At 69.1% G+C, this 18,266-nt stretch carries 16 protein-coding genes; 8 read left to right on the top strand and 8 right to left on the bottom strand.

What is annotated here, in order from left to right:
• The first annotated feature begins 151 nt into the window (after positions 1-151).
• From ACYVF6_RS10865 to ACYVF6_RS10855, 3 genes are read left to right on the top strand one after another with little or no spacing between them, the layout of a single operon-like run.
• On the top strand, positions 152-1,441 hold the full coding sequence (locus ACYVF6_RS10865) for an MFS transporter (protein ID WP_460519559.1): 1,290 nt from the start codon (positions 152-154) through the stop codon (positions 1,439-1,441).
• Positions 1,368-3,365 (top strand): NPCBM/NEW2 domain-containing protein, encoded by a 1,998-nt coding sequence (locus ACYVF6_RS10860; RefSeq protein WP_460519556.1) that lies wholly within the window; start codon positions 1,368-1,370, stop codon positions 3,363-3,365. The genes ACYVF6_RS10865 and ACYVF6_RS10860 overlap by 74 nt, the downstream gene beginning before the upstream one ends.
• A gap of 9 nt (positions 3,366-3,374) precedes the next feature.
• Complete coding sequence (locus ACYVF6_RS10855) at positions 3,375-4,019, top strand: class I SAM-dependent methyltransferase (RefSeq protein ID WP_460519553.1); 645 nt, start codon at positions 3,375-3,377, stop codon at positions 4,017-4,019.
• Positions 4,020-4,024: 5 nt separating this feature from the next.
• On the opposite strand, the gene ACYVF6_RS10850 is transcribed toward ACYVF6_RS10855, so the two are convergent.
• The 4 genes from ACYVF6_RS10850 to ACYVF6_RS10835 form a co-directional block, all read right to left on the bottom strand.
• A complete protein-coding gene (locus ACYVF6_RS10850) occupies positions 4,025-5,665 on the bottom strand; it encodes a serine/threonine-protein kinase (RefSeq protein WP_460519550.1) in 1,641 nt (546 codons plus the stop codon).
• A 29-nt stretch (positions 5,666-5,694) separates the two neighbouring features.
• Entirely contained in the window at positions 5,695-7,701 is a 2,007-nt protein-coding gene (locus ACYVF6_RS10845; RefSeq protein ID WP_460519547.1) for a serine/threonine protein kinase, read from the bottom strand.
• A gap of 141 nt (positions 7,702-7,842) precedes the next feature.
• The gene (gene glpK, locus ACYVF6_RS10840) at positions 7,843-9,357 is read right to left on the bottom strand and encodes an FGGY family carbohydrate kinase (RefSeq protein ID WP_460519544.1); all 1,515 of its coding nucleotides are present in this window, start codon (positions 9,355-9,357) and stop codon (positions 7,843-7,845) included.
• Positions 9,358-9,386: 29 nt separating this feature from the next.
• Positions 9,387-10,109 (bottom strand): MIP/aquaporin family protein, encoded by a 723-nt coding sequence (locus ACYVF6_RS10835; RefSeq protein WP_460519541.1) that lies wholly within the window; start codon positions 10,107-10,109, stop codon positions 9,387-9,389.
• Positions 10,110-10,343: 234 nt separating this feature from the next.
• Here ACYVF6_RS10835 and ACYVF6_RS10830 point away from each other — a divergent pair, with 234 nt between their 5' ends.
• Both ACYVF6_RS10830 and ACYVF6_RS10825 read left to right on the top strand, forming a co-directional pair.
• Positions 10,344-12,062, top strand: coding sequence for a glycerol-3-phosphate dehydrogenase/oxidase (locus ACYVF6_RS10830; RefSeq protein WP_460519538.1), 1,719 nt, complete (start codon positions 10,344-10,346; stop codon positions 12,060-12,062).
• Between the two features lie 245 nt (positions 12,063-12,307).
• Positions 12,308-12,511: a cold-shock protein gene (locus ACYVF6_RS10825; RefSeq protein WP_460519535.1), complete on the top strand. Its 204-nt coding sequence runs from the start codon at positions 12,308-12,310 to the stop codon at positions 12,509-12,511.
• Between the two features lie 80 nt (positions 12,512-12,591).
• Here ACYVF6_RS10825 and ACYVF6_RS10820 read toward each other — a convergent pair whose 3' ends face one another.
• On the bottom strand, positions 12,592-13,800 hold the full coding sequence (locus ACYVF6_RS10820; RefSeq protein WP_460519532.1) for a glycosyltransferase family protein: 1,209 nt from the start codon (positions 13,798-13,800) through the stop codon (positions 12,592-12,594).
• A 214-nt stretch (positions 13,801-14,014) separates the two neighbouring features.
• Positions 14,015-14,797, bottom strand: coding sequence for a sigma-70 family RNA polymerase sigma factor (locus ACYVF6_RS10815; RefSeq protein ID WP_460519529.1), 783 nt, complete (start codon positions 14,795-14,797; stop codon positions 14,015-14,017).
• A gap of 258 nt (positions 14,798-15,055) precedes the next feature.
• On the opposite strand from ACYVF6_RS10815, the gene ACYVF6_RS10810 reads away from it, so the two are divergent.
• Entirely contained in the window at positions 15,056-15,502 is a 447-nt protein-coding gene (locus tag ACYVF6_RS10810) for a CBS domain-containing protein (RefSeq protein WP_460519526.1), read from the top strand.
• Between the two features lie 28 nt (positions 15,503-15,530).
• On the top strand, positions 15,531-15,764 hold the full coding sequence (locus tag ACYVF6_RS10805) for a DUF6343 family protein (RefSeq protein WP_460519522.1): 234 nt from the start codon (positions 15,531-15,533) through the stop codon (positions 15,762-15,764).
• A 214-nt stretch (positions 15,765-15,978) separates the two neighbouring features.
• On the opposite strand, the gene ACYVF6_RS10800 is transcribed toward ACYVF6_RS10805, so the two are convergent.
• Complete coding sequence (locus ACYVF6_RS10800; RefSeq protein WP_460519519.1) at positions 15,979-16,782, bottom strand: sulfotransferase family protein; 804 nt, start codon at positions 16,780-16,782, stop codon at positions 15,979-15,981.
• 25 nt (positions 16,783-16,807) lie between these two features.
• Entirely contained in the window at positions 16,808-17,212 is a 405-nt protein-coding gene (locus tag ACYVF6_RS10795) for a VOC family protein (RefSeq protein ID WP_460519516.1), read from the bottom strand.
• A 55-nt stretch (positions 17,213-17,267) separates the two neighbouring features.
• Here ACYVF6_RS10795 and ACYVF6_RS10790 point away from each other — a divergent pair, with 55 nt between their 5' ends.
• Positions 17,268-17,726 carry a MarR family winged helix-turn-helix transcriptional regulator gene (locus ACYVF6_RS10790; RefSeq protein WP_460519513.1) on the top strand — a complete coding sequence of 153 codons (459 nt, stop codon included), beginning with the start codon at positions 17,268-17,270 and terminating at the stop codon, positions 17,724-17,726.
• Positions 17,727-18,266: the final 540 nt, after the last annotated feature.

Below are 18,266 nucleotides of genomic sequence, written 5' to 3'. Positions count from 1 at the left end.
GCTTCCGATGACAGTCTCTCGCGCCGCCCTCGCCTCTGGTGCCGCTGCGACTGTCATGCTCCGCGTTTTCGCCTAACCGCCACAACCGATCGGCGGTCTGTCGCCGGGCGGCTCCGGAGGGTTCCCGTCCCTTCGTGAGCTTAGAGGTCCCATGCCCGCCTACTCCTGCTATCTGCTCATCCGTGCGCTCTCGGCGTTCGCCGCCGCGACCGCGTTCACGCTGAACCTCATCTACCACGTCCAGACCGTCGGCATGACGCCGCTGCAGCTCGTGTTGGTCGGTACGACGCTCGAGGTCACGGCGTTCCTGTCGCAGGTGCCGACCGGTGTCGTCGCCGACCTCTACAGCCGCCGGCTGTCGGTCATCATCGGGAACCTGCTGATCGGCACCGCGTTCGTCATCGAAGGGCTGGTGCCGAGCTTCTTCGTCATCCTCGCGACCCAGCTGCTGTGGGGCGTCGGCGCGACGTTCGTCGACGGCGCGGAGGAGGCCTGGGTCGTCGACGAGGTCGGCGAGGAGCGCTCCGGTCAGGTGTTCACCCGAGGCGCCCAGGTCGGCCAGGCGGCCACTGTGCTCGGTATCGCCACCAGTGTCGCGCTCGGCAGCCTGGCGCTGAACATCCCGGTCGTCGTCGGTGGAGCGGTCTGGTTGCTGCTGGCCGCCCTGCTCGTCGTCCTGATGCCGGAGGCCAACTTCCACCGTGCCGGTGAACACGGCTCGTTCGCCTCGATGCGGTCGCAGTTCGTGCAGGGCACGCAGGTCGTACGCCGGCGACCCGTGCTGCTCTGCCTGCTGGGCGCGACGCTGTTCATCGGTCTCGGCAGCGAGGGCTGGGACCGGCTGAACCAGGCGAACTTCCTGACGAACCTCACGTTCCCGGCGCTCGGCAACCCGCCGCTGTGGTTCGGTGCGCTGAGCATCGCGGGGATGCTCGGTTCGATCCTGCTGACGGAGGCGATCCGGCGCCGGATGGAACGGCATCCCGAACGGATCGGGCGCATGCTGATCTGGTTCCAGGCGCTCAACGTCGTCGCGGTCGTGGGGTTCGCGCTGGCCGGGCAGTTCTGGCTCGCCGTCGCGGCGGCACTGGTCGCCGGGCTGGCGCGGTCGGCGCGCGGTCCGCTGTTCATGACCTGGATGGCCGGGCAGACCGAGAGCCGTACGCGGGCAACGGTGTTCTCCATGAACGGACAGTTCGACGCGGCCGGCCAGATCCTCGGTGGCCCGCCGGTCGGAGCGGTCGGCGAGCGCTTCGGGATCCGGGCCGCACTCGTCGTCGCCGGGCTGCTGGCCGCTCCCGCCCTTGCCCTTTACGCCAAGGCGATCCGCGCGCACGATGGGGTGGAACCGGTCGAGGGAGGGCGAAGTGAACAAGGCACTGGCGTTCTTGACGATGACCGCGACGATGACGGCTCTGTACCTGCCCGTAGCGGCGGCTGAGCCCGTCCTGCCGGCCCAGTCACAGGCCCAGTCACAGGCCCAGGCCGGGCTGGCGCCGGCGCCGCCGATGGGGTGGAACAGCTGGAACAGGTTCGGCTGCGACATCGACGAGCACCTGATCCGCGAGACCGCGGAGGCGATGGTGTCGTCCGGCCTGCGGGACGCCGGCTACGAGTACGTCAACATCGACGACTGCTGGATGGCGCCGGCCCGCGACTCCGCCGGCCGGCTGCAGCCCGATCCGGTGCGTTTTCCCGGCGGGATCAAGGCGCTCGCCGACCACGTACACGGCCTCGGGCTGAAGCTCGGCATCTACTCCTCGGCCGGAACCGCCACCTGCCAAGGGCTTCCGGCCAGTCTCGGGCACGAGGATGTCGACGCCGCGTCGTTCGCCGAATGGGGCGTCGACTACCTCAAGTACGACAACTGCAACAACCAGGGCGTGCCGGCGCGCGAACGGTACGCCGCGATGGGCGCCGCCCTCGCCAAGACCGGGAGGCCGATCGTCTACAGCATCTGCGAGTGGGGATCGAACGACCCGTGGCTGTGGGGCAACGACGTCGGCGGCGACCTGTGGCGTACGACCGGTGACATCAGCGACAACTGGGCGAGCGTGATGTCGCTGCTCGACCAGCAGGTCGGGCTGGAGGCCTACTCCGGACCGGACGGCTGGAACGACCCCGACATGCTCGAGGTCGGCAACGGTGGCATGAGCGAGACGGAGTACCGCGCGCACTTCAGCCTGTGGGCGCTGCTCAACGCCCCGCTGCTCGCCGGCAACGACCTGCGCACGATGTCCGGCGCGACCACCCGCATGCTGACCGACCCGGACGTGATCGCCGTCGACCAGGACTGGGGCGGCTCGCAGGGCTCGAAGCGGCGGGACGACGGGACGGCCGAGGTGTGGGCGAAGCCGATGTCCGCGTCGTCGGGTGGCGGTGTGGCGGTCGTTCTGCTGAACCGCGACAGCCGGACCCAGACGATCGCCGCCTCGCCGGCCGAGCTGGACCTGCCGGGTGCCCGGCGGTACGCCGTCCACGACCTGTGGGCGAACACGACCGTGGAGAGCGGGGGAGTGGTGCGGGCGACCGTACCTGCGCACGGCGCGGCGATGTTCGTCGTCCGGCCGAGCAGCCGGTCGTACCCGCCGCTGGTCACACTCGGGGTCGAGCTGCCGAAGTACGCCTCGCTGGGCTCGCCGGTCAGTGCGCGGACCACGTTGTACAACGACGGATCGGTCGCGTTGACCCGGGCCCGGCTCGGGCTCACCGCGCCCACCGGATGGGCCGTGACGCCGGCCGGCGTACGAGAGGTGCCGCGGGTGCGGCCGGGCGGGCAGGCGAGCCTGAACTGGAGGCTCGAGCCCGACCAGTTCGTGGATCCGGGCCGGGTGGACGTGGCGACGACCGCGAGCTGGTCGGCGTCCGGTGCCGGCTTCCAAGCGCAGCTCGGCACGTCGTTCACCGTCGCGCGGCCGGTACCCGCGGGGGAGCATTTCGTGTCGGACCTGCCGTGGCTGGAGTCGCAGAACGGCTGGGGTCCGGTGGAACGCGACACCAGCAACGGCGAGCAGGCCGCGGGCGACGGCGGTCCGATCACGATCGCCGGAACCGCCTACGCCAAAGGGGTCGGCGCGCACGCGCCGTCGGTCGTGTCGGTCTTCGCCGGCGGCGGCTGCTCATCGGTCAGCGCGTACGTCGGCGTCGACGACGAGGAGGCCGGCGAAGGGTCGGTCGCGTTCGAGATCTGGGGCGACGGCGTACGGCTGGCGGCCAGTCCCGTACTGACGGGAGGGCAGGCGGCCGTGCCACTGCGTGCGGATCTGACGGGCGTCGACGTCGTGGAGCTGCGCGTGCTGGACGGCGGTGACGGTGTCAACAGCGACCACGGCGACTGGGCGGACGCCCGGGTGGTGTGCGCGTAGCGTTGGCGTATGGCACGACGACCGGACCCTGCCGACCTGACCGAGGCCATCCGTTCGCACTGGGACGAGATGGCACCCCGCTACGACCGCTCGATGGACTCGTTCGATCGGTTTCTGATCGGCGACGGCCGGGCGTGGGCATGCTCGAAGGCCGACGGTCGAACGCTCGAGGTCGCGATCGGCACCGGCCGGAACCTCCCGCTCTATCCCGACACCGTGGAGCTCACTGGTATCGACTTCAGCCCTCGCATGCTCGATCTCGCGCGCCGGCGGGCGCGGTCGCTCGGTTCGAAGGTCGACCTCAGGGAGGCCGACGCGCAGCGGATGCCGTTCGAGGACGGGAGGTTCGACACGGTGGTGTCCACGCTGTCGATGTGCTCCGTGCCCGATCTAGCGGCGACGATCGCCGAGATGCGGCGGGTGCTGCGGCCCGGCGGGCGGCTCGTGCTGCTCGACCACGTGCGCCCGACCGCGCCGCCTTTGCTGTGGCTGCTGCAGGTGGTGCAGTGGTTTGTGAACCGGTTCCGGCCGACCAGCGGGGAGCAGTTCCTGCGGCGGCCGTTGCCGCTGGTCGAGGCGGCCGGCTTCGTGGTGGAGGAGCAGGAACGATCCAAGGGTGGCGCGGTCGAGCGCCTGGTGGCCCGGCTGCCGTAGCGTCGTCAGGGGCTCCGGTCCAGCGCCTGCGGTGCGTGCCAGGCGAGGGCGGCGCGGAGCTCCCGGACTTCGGTCCAGCGGCGCCTACGGAGGTGTTCGTGGCCGACGGGGAAGACGCGGACGCCGCCGTGACGGCTTTCGAAGGCGTTCAGGTGCGGGCCTTGGTAGAGGTCGTTGAACCACACCACGAGCCAGGGCTTGGAGTCGGTGTTGACGATGCGGACCCGTGCGATGGTGTGCCAGGGCAGCTGCCAGTGCTGCCCGTCCTTGGTGACGTTGAGCCCGATCTGGTTGACCTCGACGCTGTACTGCGAGCGGAACGCGGTGACCAGCATGCGGATGGTGACCACGACGAAGAAGATGAACGCCAGCAGCGCGAGCAGCCGGATGGCTGGGGCCTGGCCGGAGTTCTCGTTGGCGACCGTGGCAAAGAACAATCCGGCGAAACCGGTGAGCGCGGACCAGGCCAGCGCGGTGGCCCGGGAGGTGTGGAACTCCGCCGACCGGCTCAGCGAGCCCTGCTGCTGCGCGCTCCCCGGCCCGGTCGCCGCGGCGACCGGCGAGGACTGGCCGTTCCAGCCCGGCGCGGGCTGCCGCCGAGTGCCCTGAGGTGACGGTCCGGCCGCGGGCCCGTTCGGTGGCGGCCACTGGCCGGCGTGCGGCGTCGGCCGCTGAGCCTCGGCCTGCGCCCGTGCCTGCGCCCGGGCTCGCGCCCGCACATCCGGCGGCTGCGCGATCACCGCGGTCGCCGAGACCGACTCGTCGAGCTCGTTGTGGTACTGCTTCACCAGCGTCTGTACGGCCGCGGGCAGCCACTGGTCGGACCCGGCCGCCGGCGTGTTGACTCCGACGTTGCCGATCCAGTCGAGCAACTGGCCCGGTGCCGGACGCAGGGCCGGATCGGTTTGCAGGCAGGCCGAAACGATCGGTCGCATCCGGTCGGTCAGCCTGGTCAGCTTGGGCTCGGTGTGCACGGCGCGGTAGACCAGCGCCGAGGTGTCACCGTCGCCGAACGGTCCCTCGCCCGTCGCGGCGAAGACCAGCACGGCGCCCAACGCGAAGACGTCGCTCGCCGGCCCGATCGGCTCACCGGTGATCTGCTCCGGGGACAGGAAGCCCGGGGTTCCGAAGAACGCGCCGGTCGCGGTGAGCTTCGCGCCCTCGAGCGCGCGCGAGATGCCGAAGTCGATGACCCGCGGCCCGTCCGAGCCGAGCAGGACGTTGGACGGCTTCAGGTCGCGGTGGACCAGCCCGGCCTTGTGAATCATCGCCAGCGCCTCGGCCAGCCCGGCGGCCAGCCGGCGGACGGCCGCCTCCGGCAACGGGCCGTGCGTCGACACCGCGTGCTGCAGCGACGGCCCCGGGACGTACTCCGTCGCGAGCCACGGCCGGGCCGCGAGCGGGTCGGCGTCGATGACCTGCGCGGTCCAGAAGCCACCTACCGAACGGGCCATCTCGACCTCGCGGCGGAACCGTTCACGGAACTCCGTGTCGTCGGCGAGCTCTGACCGCGAGACCTTGACCGCGACCGGGCGTCCACCAGGCGACTTGGCGAGGTAGACGATCCCCATCGCGCCGCGGCCGAGCCGGCCGAGCAGCGCGTAGGCGCCGATCTGCCGGGGATCGTCCGGCTGCAGGGCGTGCATGGTTCCCTCCCGTCCACCCCTGTCGCGTACTACGGCCTCACTGAAAACTCTAGAGTGACATTCCTCGGGTTGTTTACCAACGTCTTGACCGGATTTCCGTCCAGGTCCAGCACGACCACCTTGCTGCCCTGGCTCGCGTCCTTGCCGATCTCCTGGACCGTGAGCAGGTGGTTCTCGTCGTAGAACCCGATCGGCACGAGCGACGGATCGGTCTGCGTCGTGTCGAGGAACGCGGTGATCGGGACGGTCCGTTCCATGTCGTACACGCAGGCCATCGCCGGCTCGCCGGGCTTGCCGCAGGACGTGACCAGCTTCTTGCCACTGGGCGAGAAGCTGCCGTACCCCATGCTGCCGAGCCAGCCGGCCTTGGGGAACTTTCCGCCTTCGTCCTGCTGCTTTCCCTGCAGGTTGTAGAACAGGATGTCGGGTAGGTCGCCGGGGTTCGGCGGGTCGACGTTGACGGCGAAGCCAACGCTGTCGGGCTGCCAGGCGAACGTGCTGCGGTCGGCGAGGTCCAGGAGCGTCCCGTCGAGGCGCTTGCCCGGCGTGACCAGCAGGAGGCCCTTGATGCTCGGCACCTGGCCGGTCTTGAACGTGTTGTCCAGCACCAGGATCAGCAGGTGCTTGCCGTTCGGTGACCAGAACGCCTCGTGCAGCCGCATCGAGCCGTCCGGTGGGCGGATGATCTGGCGGTCCTCCGGCGCCGGGTTGTTCCGGTCGATCAGCGTGACGTAGTTGGAGTCCTTGCCGGCCCGGAAGCTGAACGTACCGACCGCCCACCGCCCGTCCGGGGACGCGCGCACCGTCTGGTACGGCTTCGCGTTGGCGACCGCCTCGAAGACCCCGGACTTCGGGTTCCAGAGGTACGGCTGAGGTCCGAACGAGCGGGAGGCGTTGAACGACGTGAGCGTGACCTCCTCGTCCAGGTCGGACGCGACGGTGGCTCCGGTGTCCTCCAGCCGCAGGCCGGCCCGCGGCCACTTGTCCGCCGCAGCCGCTGGCACCGCCGAGGACGACCGGCTGCCGGTGGGATCGTTGCCGGCGTTCAGGTCGCGCTCGCGATCGAGGTAGTGCACGCCGGCCCAGACCAGGACGCCGACGAGGACGACGCTCAGCGCGCTGGACACGGCGACCAGCGCCCGCCGCCGCGGCCGCCTCGGTCCATCGCCGGGTACGCCGGCAGGCGGCCACACGGGAGCGGTTACGTCATCCGGAACAGCATCGGACGTGCCGCCGGCCGCGAGCTCCGCGCGCGCTTCTCGTACGGTCGGCCGCTGCCGCGGATCCTTCTGCAGGCAGCGGGTGAGGACGCGCAGCAGCGGCGTGTTCGGAATCCCCGTGAGGTCGGGCCCGGAGTAAAGGATCCGGTGCATCACCTGCGGCACGGAGTCCGACCCGAAGGGTGCCCGCCCGGTCGCGGCGAACGCCACCGTCGCCGCCCACGCGAACACGTCCGCCGCCGGGCCGGCCGGCGCGCTGTCGGCCGTGAACTGCTCCGGCGCCATGTAGGCCGGCGTGCCGATCACCTTGCTGGTCAGCGTCGCCGTGGCGTCCAGAGCACGCGCGATGCCGAAGTCGATGACCCGCGGCCCGTTCGCGTCGACCAGGACGTTGGCCGGCTTGAAGTCACGGTGGACGATCCCGGCCGCGTGCACCGCCTCGAGCGCGATCAGCATGCCGGCCGCGAGCCGCGCGAGCTCCGCGCCGGCGAGCGGGCCGCGCTGCGCGACCAGCGCCTGCAACGACGGGCCGTCGACGTACTCGCTGACGACGTACGGCCGGGCGCCCTCGACGTCGGCCTCCAGCACCCGCGCGGTGCAGGCCGGACCGACCCGTGCGCTGGCCGCGAGCTCCTTGACGAACCGCGCCCGGGCAGCCGGATCGTCGGCCAGGTCGGCGCGCAGCAACTTGATGGCGACCGGGACGCCGGCAGGCGTACGCGCTGCGTAGACGGTGCCCTGCCCACCTTCGCCGAGCCTGCCCACCAGGGTGTAGCCGCCCAGCTGTCGCGGATCGTTCGCCCGCAGTTGGTCCAACGTGCCCGCCCCTCCACAGGACCGTCAGTGCGCTTCAATCCTAGGGCGGGTCCGAAGGACCGGTCCCGCCGTTTGGAGCCCGGGCACCCCATCGCGGCGCGTGCGGCGGAGTGCCCGGTTCACAGACGGGTACGCATGGGGTCAGGCGTCTGGTTCAACCCAGTCGAAGGTTCTCGTGACCGCCTTCTTCCAGCTGGCGTACTCCTTGTCGATCGTCTTGGCGTCGGCCTGCGGAGTCCAGCGCTTGTCCTCCTGCCAGTTCTGCCGCAGGTCGTCCTGGGTCGACCAGTAGCCCACCGCCAGACCGGCGGCGTACGCGGCGCCGAGCGCGGTGGTCTCGGCGACCTTCGGGCGTACGACGTCGACGCCGAGCAGGTCGGCCTGGAACTGCATCAGCAGCTCGTTGGCGACCATGCCGCCGTCGACCTTGAGCTCGGTCAGCGGGACGCCGGAGTCGGCGTTCATCGCGTCCATCACCTCGCGGGACTGGAACGCGGTCGCCTCCAGCACCGCCCGGGCCAGGTGACCCTTGTTGACGTAGCGCGTGAGCCCGACGATCGCGCCGCGGGCGTCGGAACGCCAGTAGGGCGCGAACAGCCCGGAGAACGCCGGCACGAAGTAGGCACCGCCGTTGTCGTCGACCGAAGCGGCGAGCTGCTCGATCTCGGGCGCGGACCCGATCAGCCCGAGGTTGTCGCGCAGCCACTGCACGAGCGCGCCGGTGATGGCGATCGAGCCCTCGAGCGCGTAGACGCAGTCGCCGTCGCCGATCTTGTAGCAGGCCGTGGTCAACAGACCGTTCTCGCTCTTCACCTGCTCGGTGCCGGTGTTGAGCAAGAGGAAGTTGCCGGTGCCGTAGGTGTTCTTGGCGTTGCCGACATCGAAGCAGACTTGGCCGAAAGTGGCCGCCTGCTGGTCGCCGAGGTCGCCCGCGATCGGAACGCCGGGCAGCGAGCCGCCCTGACGTCCCTCGGCGTAACGCTCCGACGACGGCCGGATCTCCGGCAGCATCGACATCGGCACGCCCATCTCGCCGGCGATATCGGCATCCCATTGCAGGGTGGACAGGTCCATCAGCATCGTGCGGGACGCGTTGGTGACGTCGGTGATGTGGATACCGCCCTCGGGACCGCCGGTCATGTTCCACAGCAACCAGGTGTCCATGTTGCCGAACAGCAGCTCACCGCGTTCGGCCTTCGCACGGGCTCCGTCGACGTTGTCGAGGATCCAGCGGATCTTCGGCCCGGAGAAGTAGGTCGCGAGCGGCAGGCCCACTTTGTCCTTGTAGCGTTCGGCTCCGCCACCGAGCGCGCCAAGCTCCTCGCAGATCCGGTCGGTCCTGGTGTCCTGCCAGACGATCGCGTTGTAGACAGGCTTGCCGGTGGAACGTTCCCAGACCAACGCGGTCTCGCGCTGGTTGGTCACGCCGACGGCTGCGATGCTGGACGCCGTGAGATCGGCCTTGGCGAGAGCCGCGCCGACGACTTCGCGAGTGTTGCGCCAGATCTCTTCGGCGTCGTGCTCGACCCAGCCGGCACGCGGGAAGATCTGCTCGTGCTCGATCTGGTGCGAGTTCACCACACGGCCCGCATGGTCGAAGATCATGAAGCGCGTGCTCGTCGTGCCTTGGTCGATTGCGGCGACATAGTCGGTCATCGTGTGCTCCTTCTGACGTAGAGCCGACGTTAGCTGATTGCGAGCGCTAGAAGACCGGCGAGCACGCCGCCGATGATGGGACCGACGACAGGCACCCAGGAGTAGCTCCAGTCGTTGGATCCCTTGTTCTTGATGGGCACGACCGCGTGCGCGATCCGTGGTCCGAGGTCACGCGCGGGGTTGATGGCGTATCCGGTGGGACCACCGAGCGAGGCGCCGATACCGACCACGAGCAGGGCGACCGCCAGCGGCCCGAGACCGCTCGGTGTGTTGCCGAACATGATGATGATGAACACGAGGACGAAGGTCGCGATGATTTCGGTCACGAGGTTCCAGGTGACGCTGCGGATCTGCGGCCCCGTCGAGAACACCGCGAGTTTCTCCTCCGGCACCTCGTGCACGTCGAAGTGCTGCCGGTACGCCAACCAGCACAGGACACCGCCGAGGAAGCCGCCGAGGAACTCGCCGATGAAGTAGGCGATCGTGTTGACCAGGTTGACGTCCACGCCCTTGGCGTATTCGTCGGCGCCGTTGGCCAGCAAGCCGAGAGTGACGGCAGGATTGAGGTGAGCACCGCTCTTGTACGCCGCGTACACACCGGCGAACACCGCGAGTCCCCAGCCGAAGTTCACCATGAGGAAGCCGCCGGCGTGCCCCTTGGTGTTGTTGAGTACGTGGTTGGCGACAACCCCGCACCCGAGCAGCGTGAGCAGCATCGTGCCCAGCGTCTCGGAGAGAATGATGGTTCCCACAACGACCTCCTAACGTCTGGCCGTTAGGAACTGCCCCTCGTCCGAGACACGCCGGGACAGGCCTAGCCGCCGGTTACTGGAGTCGCCCGACCGCACCCGGTCCGCCAGCCCGGAAACAGGGACGTCGGGTGCTCCCCAGTAGATTGATCCCCCCGGGTCGTGTCAATAACCTTCGAAGAAAACAACGAGTAGGTTCGAGGGACACCGGGAACAACTTCGCAGCAGGAGGTGGCCGTGAAAGGCTCGGCGCGGTTGGGGCCACAGGAGCGCTCCGATGCCTGGAAGCAGCTTGGCGAGCGTGAGTTCGACGTCCTGGTCGTCGGCGGCGGGATCACCGGAGCGGGCACCGCCCTCGACGCGGTCACCCGAGGGCTGTCCACCGCACTGGTGGAAAGCCGTGATTTCGCCAGCGGCACGTCGAGCCGGTCGAGCAAGCTGTTCCACGGCGGGCTGCGCTACCTCGAGCAGCTGAACTTCGGGCTGGTGGCCGAGGCGCTGAAGGAGCGGGAGCTGATGCTCACCCGGCTCGCGCCCCACCTGGTGAAGCCCGTGCCGTTCCTCTACCCCCTGAAGCGCCGGTGGTGGGAGCGGCCGTACGTCGGCAGCGGCCTGGTCCTCTACGACACGATGGGCCGGGGCCGCTCGGTGCCCGTCCATCGGCACCTCTCGCGAACGGGCGCGCTCAAGCTGTGCCCGGGGCTGCGCGGCGACGCGCTGGTGGGTGCGGTGCGTTACTTCGACGCCCAGTCCGACGACGCTCGGTTCAACCTCACCGTGATCCGCACCGCGGCTCGCTACGGCGCGGTCGTACGCAACTCCGCGGAGGTCATCGGCTTCCTGCGGGAGGGCAACCGGATCGTTGGGGCCGAGGTGCGCGACGTCGACACCGGCGCCACGACGGTCGTACGCGCCAAGGTCGTGATCAACTGCACCGGCGTCTGGACCGACGACATCCAGCGGCTCACCGGCGGGCGTGGCCGGTTCAAGGTGCGGGCGTCCAAAGGCGTCCACATCCTCGTGCCGCGCGACCGGATCGCGTCGGAGGTCGGGCTGATCCTGCGCACGGAGAAGTCCGTGCTGTTCGTGATCCCGTGGGGCAACCACTGGATCATCGGCACCACCGACACCGACTGGTCGCTGGAGAAGGCACACCCGGCGGCGAGCAAGGCCGACATCGACTACCTCATCCAGCACGTCAACAACGTGCTGGCCGTGCCGCTCACGCACGACGACATCGAAGGTGTCTACGCCGGGCTCCGGCCGCTGCTGGCAGGGGAGTCGGAGCAGACCAGCCAGCTGTCGCGGGAGCACGCGGTGGCCCGGCCGCTGGCCGGGCTGGTGTCGATCGCGGGCGGCAAATACACCACCTACCGCGTGATGGCGGCCGATGCGGTCAACGCCGCCGCCGAAGACCTCGGCCAGCAGCTGCAGCCGTCGGTGACCGAGTACGTCCCGCTGCTGGGCGCGGATGGCTACCACGTGCTGAGCAACCAGGTCGACGACCTGGCCGCCGAGCACGGGCTGCCGGTGTGGCGGATCAACCGGCTGCTCGACCGCTACGGCTCGCTGATCGACGAGCTGTTCGAGCTGGCGGCCGACGACCCGTCGCTGCTGGAGCCGTTGCCCGGCGCGGGCGAATACCTCAAGGTCGAGGCCCGCTACGCCGCCACCCACGAGGCCGCGGTGCACCTGGACGACCTGCTGGCCCGCCGCACCCGCATCTCGATCGAGACGCCACACCGCGGCACGGAGAGCGCCGAGGCGGTGGCCACCCTCGTGGCCGACGTGCTGGGGTGGGACGAGCAGCGGGCGAAGAACGAGGTCGAGATCTACCAGGCTCGGGTGGCGGCCGAACGCGAGTCGCAGGAGCAGCCCGACGACCAGACGGCCGAGGCCGAGCGCATGCTGGCGCCCGACACCCGGAAGCTCGCCGTGGGCCGCGCTCTGCACTGATCATCCGCACTGATCGTCTGCACTGGCGTGGACGGACCCGGACAGATCTGGACAGATCCGCATCGACTGGGCGCCGTGCTTGCCCGGTCACGCCGCGCTGATCTTCGAGAGCCCTCCGTGTTGACAATTCGCATGCTAGTGTGTGCGAGGAGTTGTTGGCGTCAGCAACCGCCAGACGCGTCGCAGGCGAGTCTGGATCGTGCTATTCGCGCGGGGTTACACCGCGTGGTCTAGGAGTTAGTTAAATGTCGCAAGGCACCGTGAAGTGGTTCAACGGTGACAAGGGCTACGGCTTCATCACCCCTGATGAAGGCGGTAAGGACCTGTTCGTTCACTTCCGCAACATCGAAGGCACCGGCTTCAAGCAGCTTGAAGAGGGTCAGCGGGTGGAGTTCGAGACCACCCAGGGGCAGAAGGGTCCGCAGGCCGAACAGGTTCGCGTGCTGTAGTAAAGCTACCCAAAATCTCGCGATTGGGGCGTCCAACGGCTTGCCGTTGGCCGCCCCAATCGCGTTCTGCGGGCTGGTTTTCAGATGATGTCGATGAGCCGGTCGGCGCACGACTGCTCGTACACCCGCTCGTAGACCTGCGCGGTCTCGGTCGCGATTCGCGACCAGCTGTGCCGGAACTCCGCGCGCTCCCGGCCGGCCAGCCCGTAACCCTCCAGCCGTAGCGGATCGCGGAGCAGCTGCCGGGTGCCCTCGGCCAGCGCGCGTGGCTTGCCCGGAGGCACGACGACGCCGGTCGTTCCGGCGATCACCACGTCGCTCAGCGCGCCCACCGCCGACGCGATCACGGCCCGGCCCGACGCCATCGCCTGCAGCGCGGCCGCACCCACCGGCTCGTACGACGAGACGCTCACCACGGCGTCGGCGGAGCTGATCAGCGCGGGCAGACCCTCGTAGGCCACCGCGCCCAGCAGCTGGACCCGCTTGCTCACGCCGCACTGGTCGGCGAGCGTGCGTACCCGCTTGGCCGAGTCGTCCTGCTTCAGCCGGCTCCGCGCCGGCCCGCCCGCGACCACGAGCTCGGCGTCGGGGATTCCGCGCAGCGCTGTGACCATGGTCTCGACGCCGTGGTGGGCGCCGATTCCGTCGAGCATCAACAGCCGCGGCCCGCCGCCCGAGCCGGACGTGGGCTCGCCGCTCAGCCGGAAGTGCTCCAGGTCGACGCCGTTCGGGATCACCGTCACCTTCGAGCTCCGGACACCCATCGTTCGCAGCTCTTCGACTTCTGCCCGGTTCGTCACGATCAGCTGGTCGACGTCATGCGCGATCGCGCTCTCGAGCCGGATCCGTTCGGCCACGGCGGGGTCGACGGCGGACTCGATCGGTCCGGAGGCATGGTCGTCGCCGGAGCGGGTGTGCCGCAGCCAGGAGGCCACCAGGCCGTGGCAGGTGTGCACGAGGGGGATCGCCCGGTTCTCGCGACCGACCAGCGCGGCGAGGCCGGCCAGCCACGACTGCGAGTGCGCGACGTCGGGCGGGCGGACGGCCCACGCCTCGGCGAGCGCGGCGCCGAAATCCGGCACAAGTTTCAGCAGGTCGGGCTCGGCGAGTTGCCTGCCCGGACCGACGGGAAGTCGTACCAATTCCAGCTGATCGGAAATATTCTCACGGGCGGGATATCTGGAACCTTCGTTACGCGTGTAAATCGTGACGTCGTGCGCTGTGGCCAGGGCTTTTGCCAGCGCTTTTGTATGCGTCCCAACGTGTACTGAAACGAGGGCGACTTGCATGTTCGCTCTCCTTCGCGGTAATTGACCGCAGGTCGTGTCGAGTTGTTTTGGTCGCGTTATGCGGGGCACCGACTGGTAGCGCTTTTTCCACGTTCCAGACCCCGCCCGCCACGACAGCGGTCAAACCCCTCCACCGCGGTGGCGGGCGGCCATTCGGCCGGCTTGGTGCCGTCGTTGTCGTGGTGGGCGGAACGTTCTCGGTCAGGAGTTGGAGTCAGGCAGCGCGGGAGTGGCGACGGGGAGCCGGCCAGCGGATCGGCTCGGCCTCGTCCTCCAGTACGGCGGATCGGATCAGCTTGAGGGTGGATGTCAGGAGTCTTGACACGTGCATCTGCGAGATGCCGAGCTCTTCGGCGATCTCGGCCTGGGTGCGCTCGCCGTAGTAACGCAGGACGAGGATTCGCCTTTCCCGGCTGGGAAGTTGGGCCAGCGCACCGCGTACGGCTTCGCGCTTCTCGACGAGGTCCATCCGGTCGTCGTCGGCACCGACGGTCTCGCCGACCGTACGGCTGCCGTCGTCGGAGTCGGCCTCGGGTGCGTCGAGAGAGACCGCGCTGTAGGCCGTTCCGCACTCGAGTGCCTCGAGGATGTCGTGTTCGTCGACCTTGAGGTGCTCGGCGAGCTCCCGCGGCGTCGGTGCGCGGTTGAGCTTTGCGGACAGCTCTTCGCGAGCAGGTTGCAGCTGGCGGTACAAGTCGTGCAGAGGGCGGGGGATGCGGACCGCCCAGCACTGGTCGCGGAAGTAGCGTCGGATCTCACCGAGGATCGTGGGTACGGCGAACGGCACGAAACCGTTGCCGCGTTCGGGATCGTAACGTTTGGCGGCCTGGACCAGTCCGAGCATCGCGACCTGGACCAGCTCCTCGACCGGTTCTCCACGCCCCGCGTACCGGTATGCGAGCTTGCGAGCGAGCTCCAGGTGATCCTGCACTAACGCTTCGGAATTGTGTTGCGACGTGCTGTCCAGAACCGGGGTGTTTTGGACGGTCGTCGACATGGGCAAACCCCTCCTTGGTTTGTTCCCTCGTACTTTGAGGGCTCCCCGAAGCGGGAGATGGCTAAACCGCTTCCTCGCGATTGCGCTCGCATGCCGAGATTTCCCGTTCAGCATTCGGAAGATGTGTCCGGAAAACGCAATGTGTGTCCGGAATGAGAATGCGCGAATACGAAGCGTAAAAACGAATATGCACATTGTATTAGTTTGCATATGAGGGGCGGGGTATGCGCGTCGAACGGGCAACGAGAGGAGGACCTCATGGCAACGCGAAGCGAACCCCGCACCACCGGCACGGCCGCCGACGTGATGACTCCGGAGGTCATCAGCGTGGCCGCGGTCGCCACGGTGACCGAGACCGCGGAACAGATGCGCGACAACCACGTCGGCGACGTCTTCGTCATGGAAGGCGACCGCCTGATCGGCATCCTTACCGACCGCGACCTCGTGGTCAGGGTGATCGCCGCCGGCCTCGACCCGGTGATGACCCGGGCGGGCCAGATCTGCAGCGAGGACCTGGTCGCGGTCACGCCGAGCACCCCGATCGAAGCGGCGATCGGCGTCATGCGCGAGCGCGCCGTACGCCGCCTCCCCGTGGTCGACGACAACGGCCACCCCGTCGGCGCCCTCTCGATCGGTGACCTGGCGGCGGCGCGTCAGCCGACGTCCGTACTCGCCGACATCAGCCTCGCCCCGCCGAACCTCTGAACGGATGGGCCGGGAGCCCTGACCAACGATGAGACTTCGCCGAACCGGGACCGAGCCACTGGCCGCGCGCAGCCCGTACGGCCTGCGGCGGGTGCTGGCCGGCATGGCACTCGCCGGCGGGCTGATCGGCGCGGTGGCGTTCGCCGTGCTGGCCCTGCGGGCGGTGGGCCGGCCGGAAGCCAACTGGATCGCGGCGGGCATCTGTCTGGTCACCGTCGTGATCGCGGGCGTCGACCTGCTGGTGCTGCGCCGACGGCCCTAGGCGATCTGTTCCAAGGGGTCGCCTGACGCGCGGCGCCTGGCATCCACGCTGGCTGCGTTGTCGTCGATCGCCGGAGGCCCTTCCTGGCTCCTCCTCCGGCTGTGCCCACCCCCACGAACGGCGCCATGCGCCGCGCGCTTGACCGGCGACCCCTTGGAACAGATCGCCTAGCGTTTCCGGCACCTCCCGCGAGCCCGGCGGCAGGGCCGCGGTTTCAGAGGTAGCCCCACGTGCGGGCGATCGGATGGAGGAGTTCCGGGATGCTGTCCGGCTCCGGGGCCGGGCGCGGTGCCCGGATCTCGCCGGAGCGGATGTTGGCGCTCCAGTCGCCGACGCCTGGGCGGAACGGGCCGTGCTCCCTGCTGCCGTAGTCGAGCATCCGCCGCTCCCAGTCGACGCCGAGGAAGGTGCAGAGGTCCCGCGTGACACGTTCCGGCTCGGTGGTGAGGTCCTCGTACCGCACGACGTGGCCCGGCAGCTTGTTCTTCGCCTCGTCGACGCCGGTGAGGTGGCCGAGCACCGCGCGGGCGTGGACGTCGTCGGCGCGGTCGGGGTGGGTGGCGCGGAGCGACTCGAAGATCGAGCCGGGGTGCCGGGTCAGGAAGATGTAGCGGGCGTTCGGCCAGCACTCGGCCAGCCGTGGCCAGAACGTCGAGTTCGACGGCGTCTTGTCGACCACGATGGACTTGCCGCTCAGCACCAGCTCGCGATGTAGCAGCCGATCCCAGAGCAGGTGCTCCAGTTGCTCCTTGTCCAGGCCGAGCAGCTCGACGGACGTCTCGGCGTACGGCTGCTTGACGTCCAGCTGCAGCCAGCGCAGGTGCAGCTCGTGCGGCGCGTGGATCCGCGAATGGCTGTTGAGGACGCAGCGCAGGAGCGTCGACCCCGAGCGCACAGAGCAGATGATGAAGACGGGCGCGGCCACCAGGCGGTCGGCTGCCGGGATGGCGATCTCGCGGCGGTAGCGGTGGAAACGGGTTGCCGTTCGGTGCAGTCGACGCTCCAGTTTTCGCAGCATGCGCCGATCGTGGCGTAGGTGCCTGTCAATCGGCTGTAAAGCCGCTGGGTGCGGGCTGGGTGCGTTCCTCCATCAGGGCCAGCTTGCACCCGTCGGGATCGGTGAAGACGGCGAGCCACAGCTCCGAATCGTCCGTACGGTTGACGATGTGGGGCCGGTCGAACAACTCGGCGCCGGCCGTCTCCAACTCGGCGTAGGCCGCGTCGATGTCGGGGACGGTGAAATAGAGCATCGGCTGTGAACGGAACCGTTCGTCCTCGGGAATGCCGAGGTAGAGGCGCACACCGCCACAGTCGAAGAACGCCATCGGCTGGCCGGGCACGCGGAAGAGGAACGGCAGGCCGAGCACGTCACGATAGAACGTGATCGAGCGGTCCAGGTCGGTGACGCTGATGTGGATCTGGCCGACAGCGCTGATCTCCAAGGCCATCTGAGCCTCCTGTAAAGTACTTCAGGTAGTGAAATACTAAGGAGCTGAAGTATCCGTGTCAATCCCGCCGCTGCCCAAGGGCCTGCCTGCCGACGACGATCGGATCGCCGTGGCCAATCGGCTCAACAGCGTGGCGATCCACCTGCTGCGCCGGATCGCCCGGACGGACGAGCAGTCGGGCCTGACCGCCGAGCGGATGTCCCTGCTGTCCGTCCTGGTCTACGCCGGCGAGCGCACCATCGGCCAACTCGCCGACGCCGAACGCGTGACCGCGCCGGCGATCACGCGCACGGTGTCGCTGCTGGAGGAGCAAGGGCTGGTCCAGCGGGTCCGGTCCGCGGCCGACCGCCGGGTGGTGACCGTACGCGCGACGGCATCCGGCCGCCGCCTGATGGAGGCGGCCCGCGCCCGCCGGATCGCCACCCTGGCGGCCGACCTGGAGCAGTTGAGCCGGGCCGACCTGGCTGCCCTCAACCGAGCGGCCGCCATCCTCGACCAGCTCGCCGGCGGGTAAGGGCGCCAGGCTGCAACCTCATCCTGCCGTCGGTTTGGGCGGCTCAGACTTCGGGGCTGGAACTCGATCGTCGGTGTCCCTGCCGGTCGCAGCAGGATCACTTTTGTCCGGGCGGGTCGGGCCATCCGGGTTGTCGCGGGTTCGGTGCCCTCTGAGCCGGCCTTTCTCATCCGATCAGTTCGACGTCCGCGGTGGCGCTCCGGCGCCAGCGCAGCGTGTTGCCCACGCACCGTTCGGGGACAGAGTTGCCGGCATCGTCCGGGTCACCAGCAAGGCTGTACCGGCCGAGAACAGGCAGGCGAGTGCCACCTCTGCGGTAAGGCCGATGACAACCAAGAACACGTGGCCAGAGACGTAGCTACCGCCTTGTGCCGTCCAAGTCGAGGGATCCGGCAACGGTGCGCCGTCCCAGCCGCGCTGGATCGCGAGTAGGAGCACAGTCGCCGACACCTGACGACGTGAGGCTTTCGGCTCTCCGGGCGGGACCATAGCTTGGAGGACCGGCATCGATGCGACGTATCCGTCATGCGGGTTTTGTTG

The sequence above is a fragment of the Flindersiella endophytica genome, assembly GCF_054779015.1.
This window is presented reverse-complemented; position numbering and strand designations above follow the sequence as displayed.

Excerpts from the sequence above, each read along its gene's own strand:
- ACYVF6_RS10820 (WP_460519532.1), bottom strand. The coding sequence starts at position 13,800 with ATGCAAGTCGCCCTCGTTTCAGTACACGTTGGGACGCATACAAAAGCG.
- ACYVF6_RS10795 (WP_460519516.1), bottom strand. The coding sequence starts at position 17,212 with ATGGCCTTGGAGATCAGCGCTGTCGGCCAGATCCACATCAGCGTCACC.
- ACYVF6_RS10815 (WP_460519529.1), bottom strand. The coding sequence starts at position 14,797 with ATGTCGACGACCGTCCAAAACACCCCGGTTCTGGACAGCACGTCGCAA.
- ACYVF6_RS10850 (WP_460519550.1), bottom strand. The coding sequence starts at position 5,665 with ATGCACGCCCTGCAGCCGGACGATCCCCGGCAGATCGGCGCCTACGCG.
- ACYVF6_RS10810 (WP_460519526.1), top strand. The coding sequence starts at position 15,056 with ATGGCAACGCGAAGCGAACCCCGCACCACCGGCACGGCCGCCGACGTG.
- ACYVF6_RS10800 (WP_460519519.1), bottom strand. The coding sequence starts at position 16,782 with ATGCTGCGAAAACTGGAGCGTCGACTGCACCGAACGGCAACCCGTTTC.
- ACYVF6_RS10855 (WP_460519553.1), top strand. The coding sequence starts at position 3,375 with ATGGCACGACGACCGGACCCTGCCGACCTGACCGAGGCCATCCGTTCG.
- ACYVF6_RS10805 (WP_460519522.1), top strand. The coding sequence starts at position 15,531 with ATGAGACTTCGCCGAACCGGGACCGAGCCACTGGCCGCGCGCAGCCCG.
- glpK (WP_460519544.1), bottom strand. The coding sequence starts at position 9,357 with ATGACCGACTATGTCGCCGCAATCGACCAAGGCACGACGAGCACGCGC.
- ACYVF6_RS10825 (WP_460519535.1), top strand. The coding sequence starts at position 12,308 with ATGTCGCAAGGCACCGTGAAGTGGTTCAACGGTGACAAGGGCTACGGC.
- ACYVF6_RS10865 (WP_460519559.1), top strand. The coding sequence starts at position 152 with ATGCCCGCCTACTCCTGCTATCTGCTCATCCGTGCGCTCTCGGCGTTC.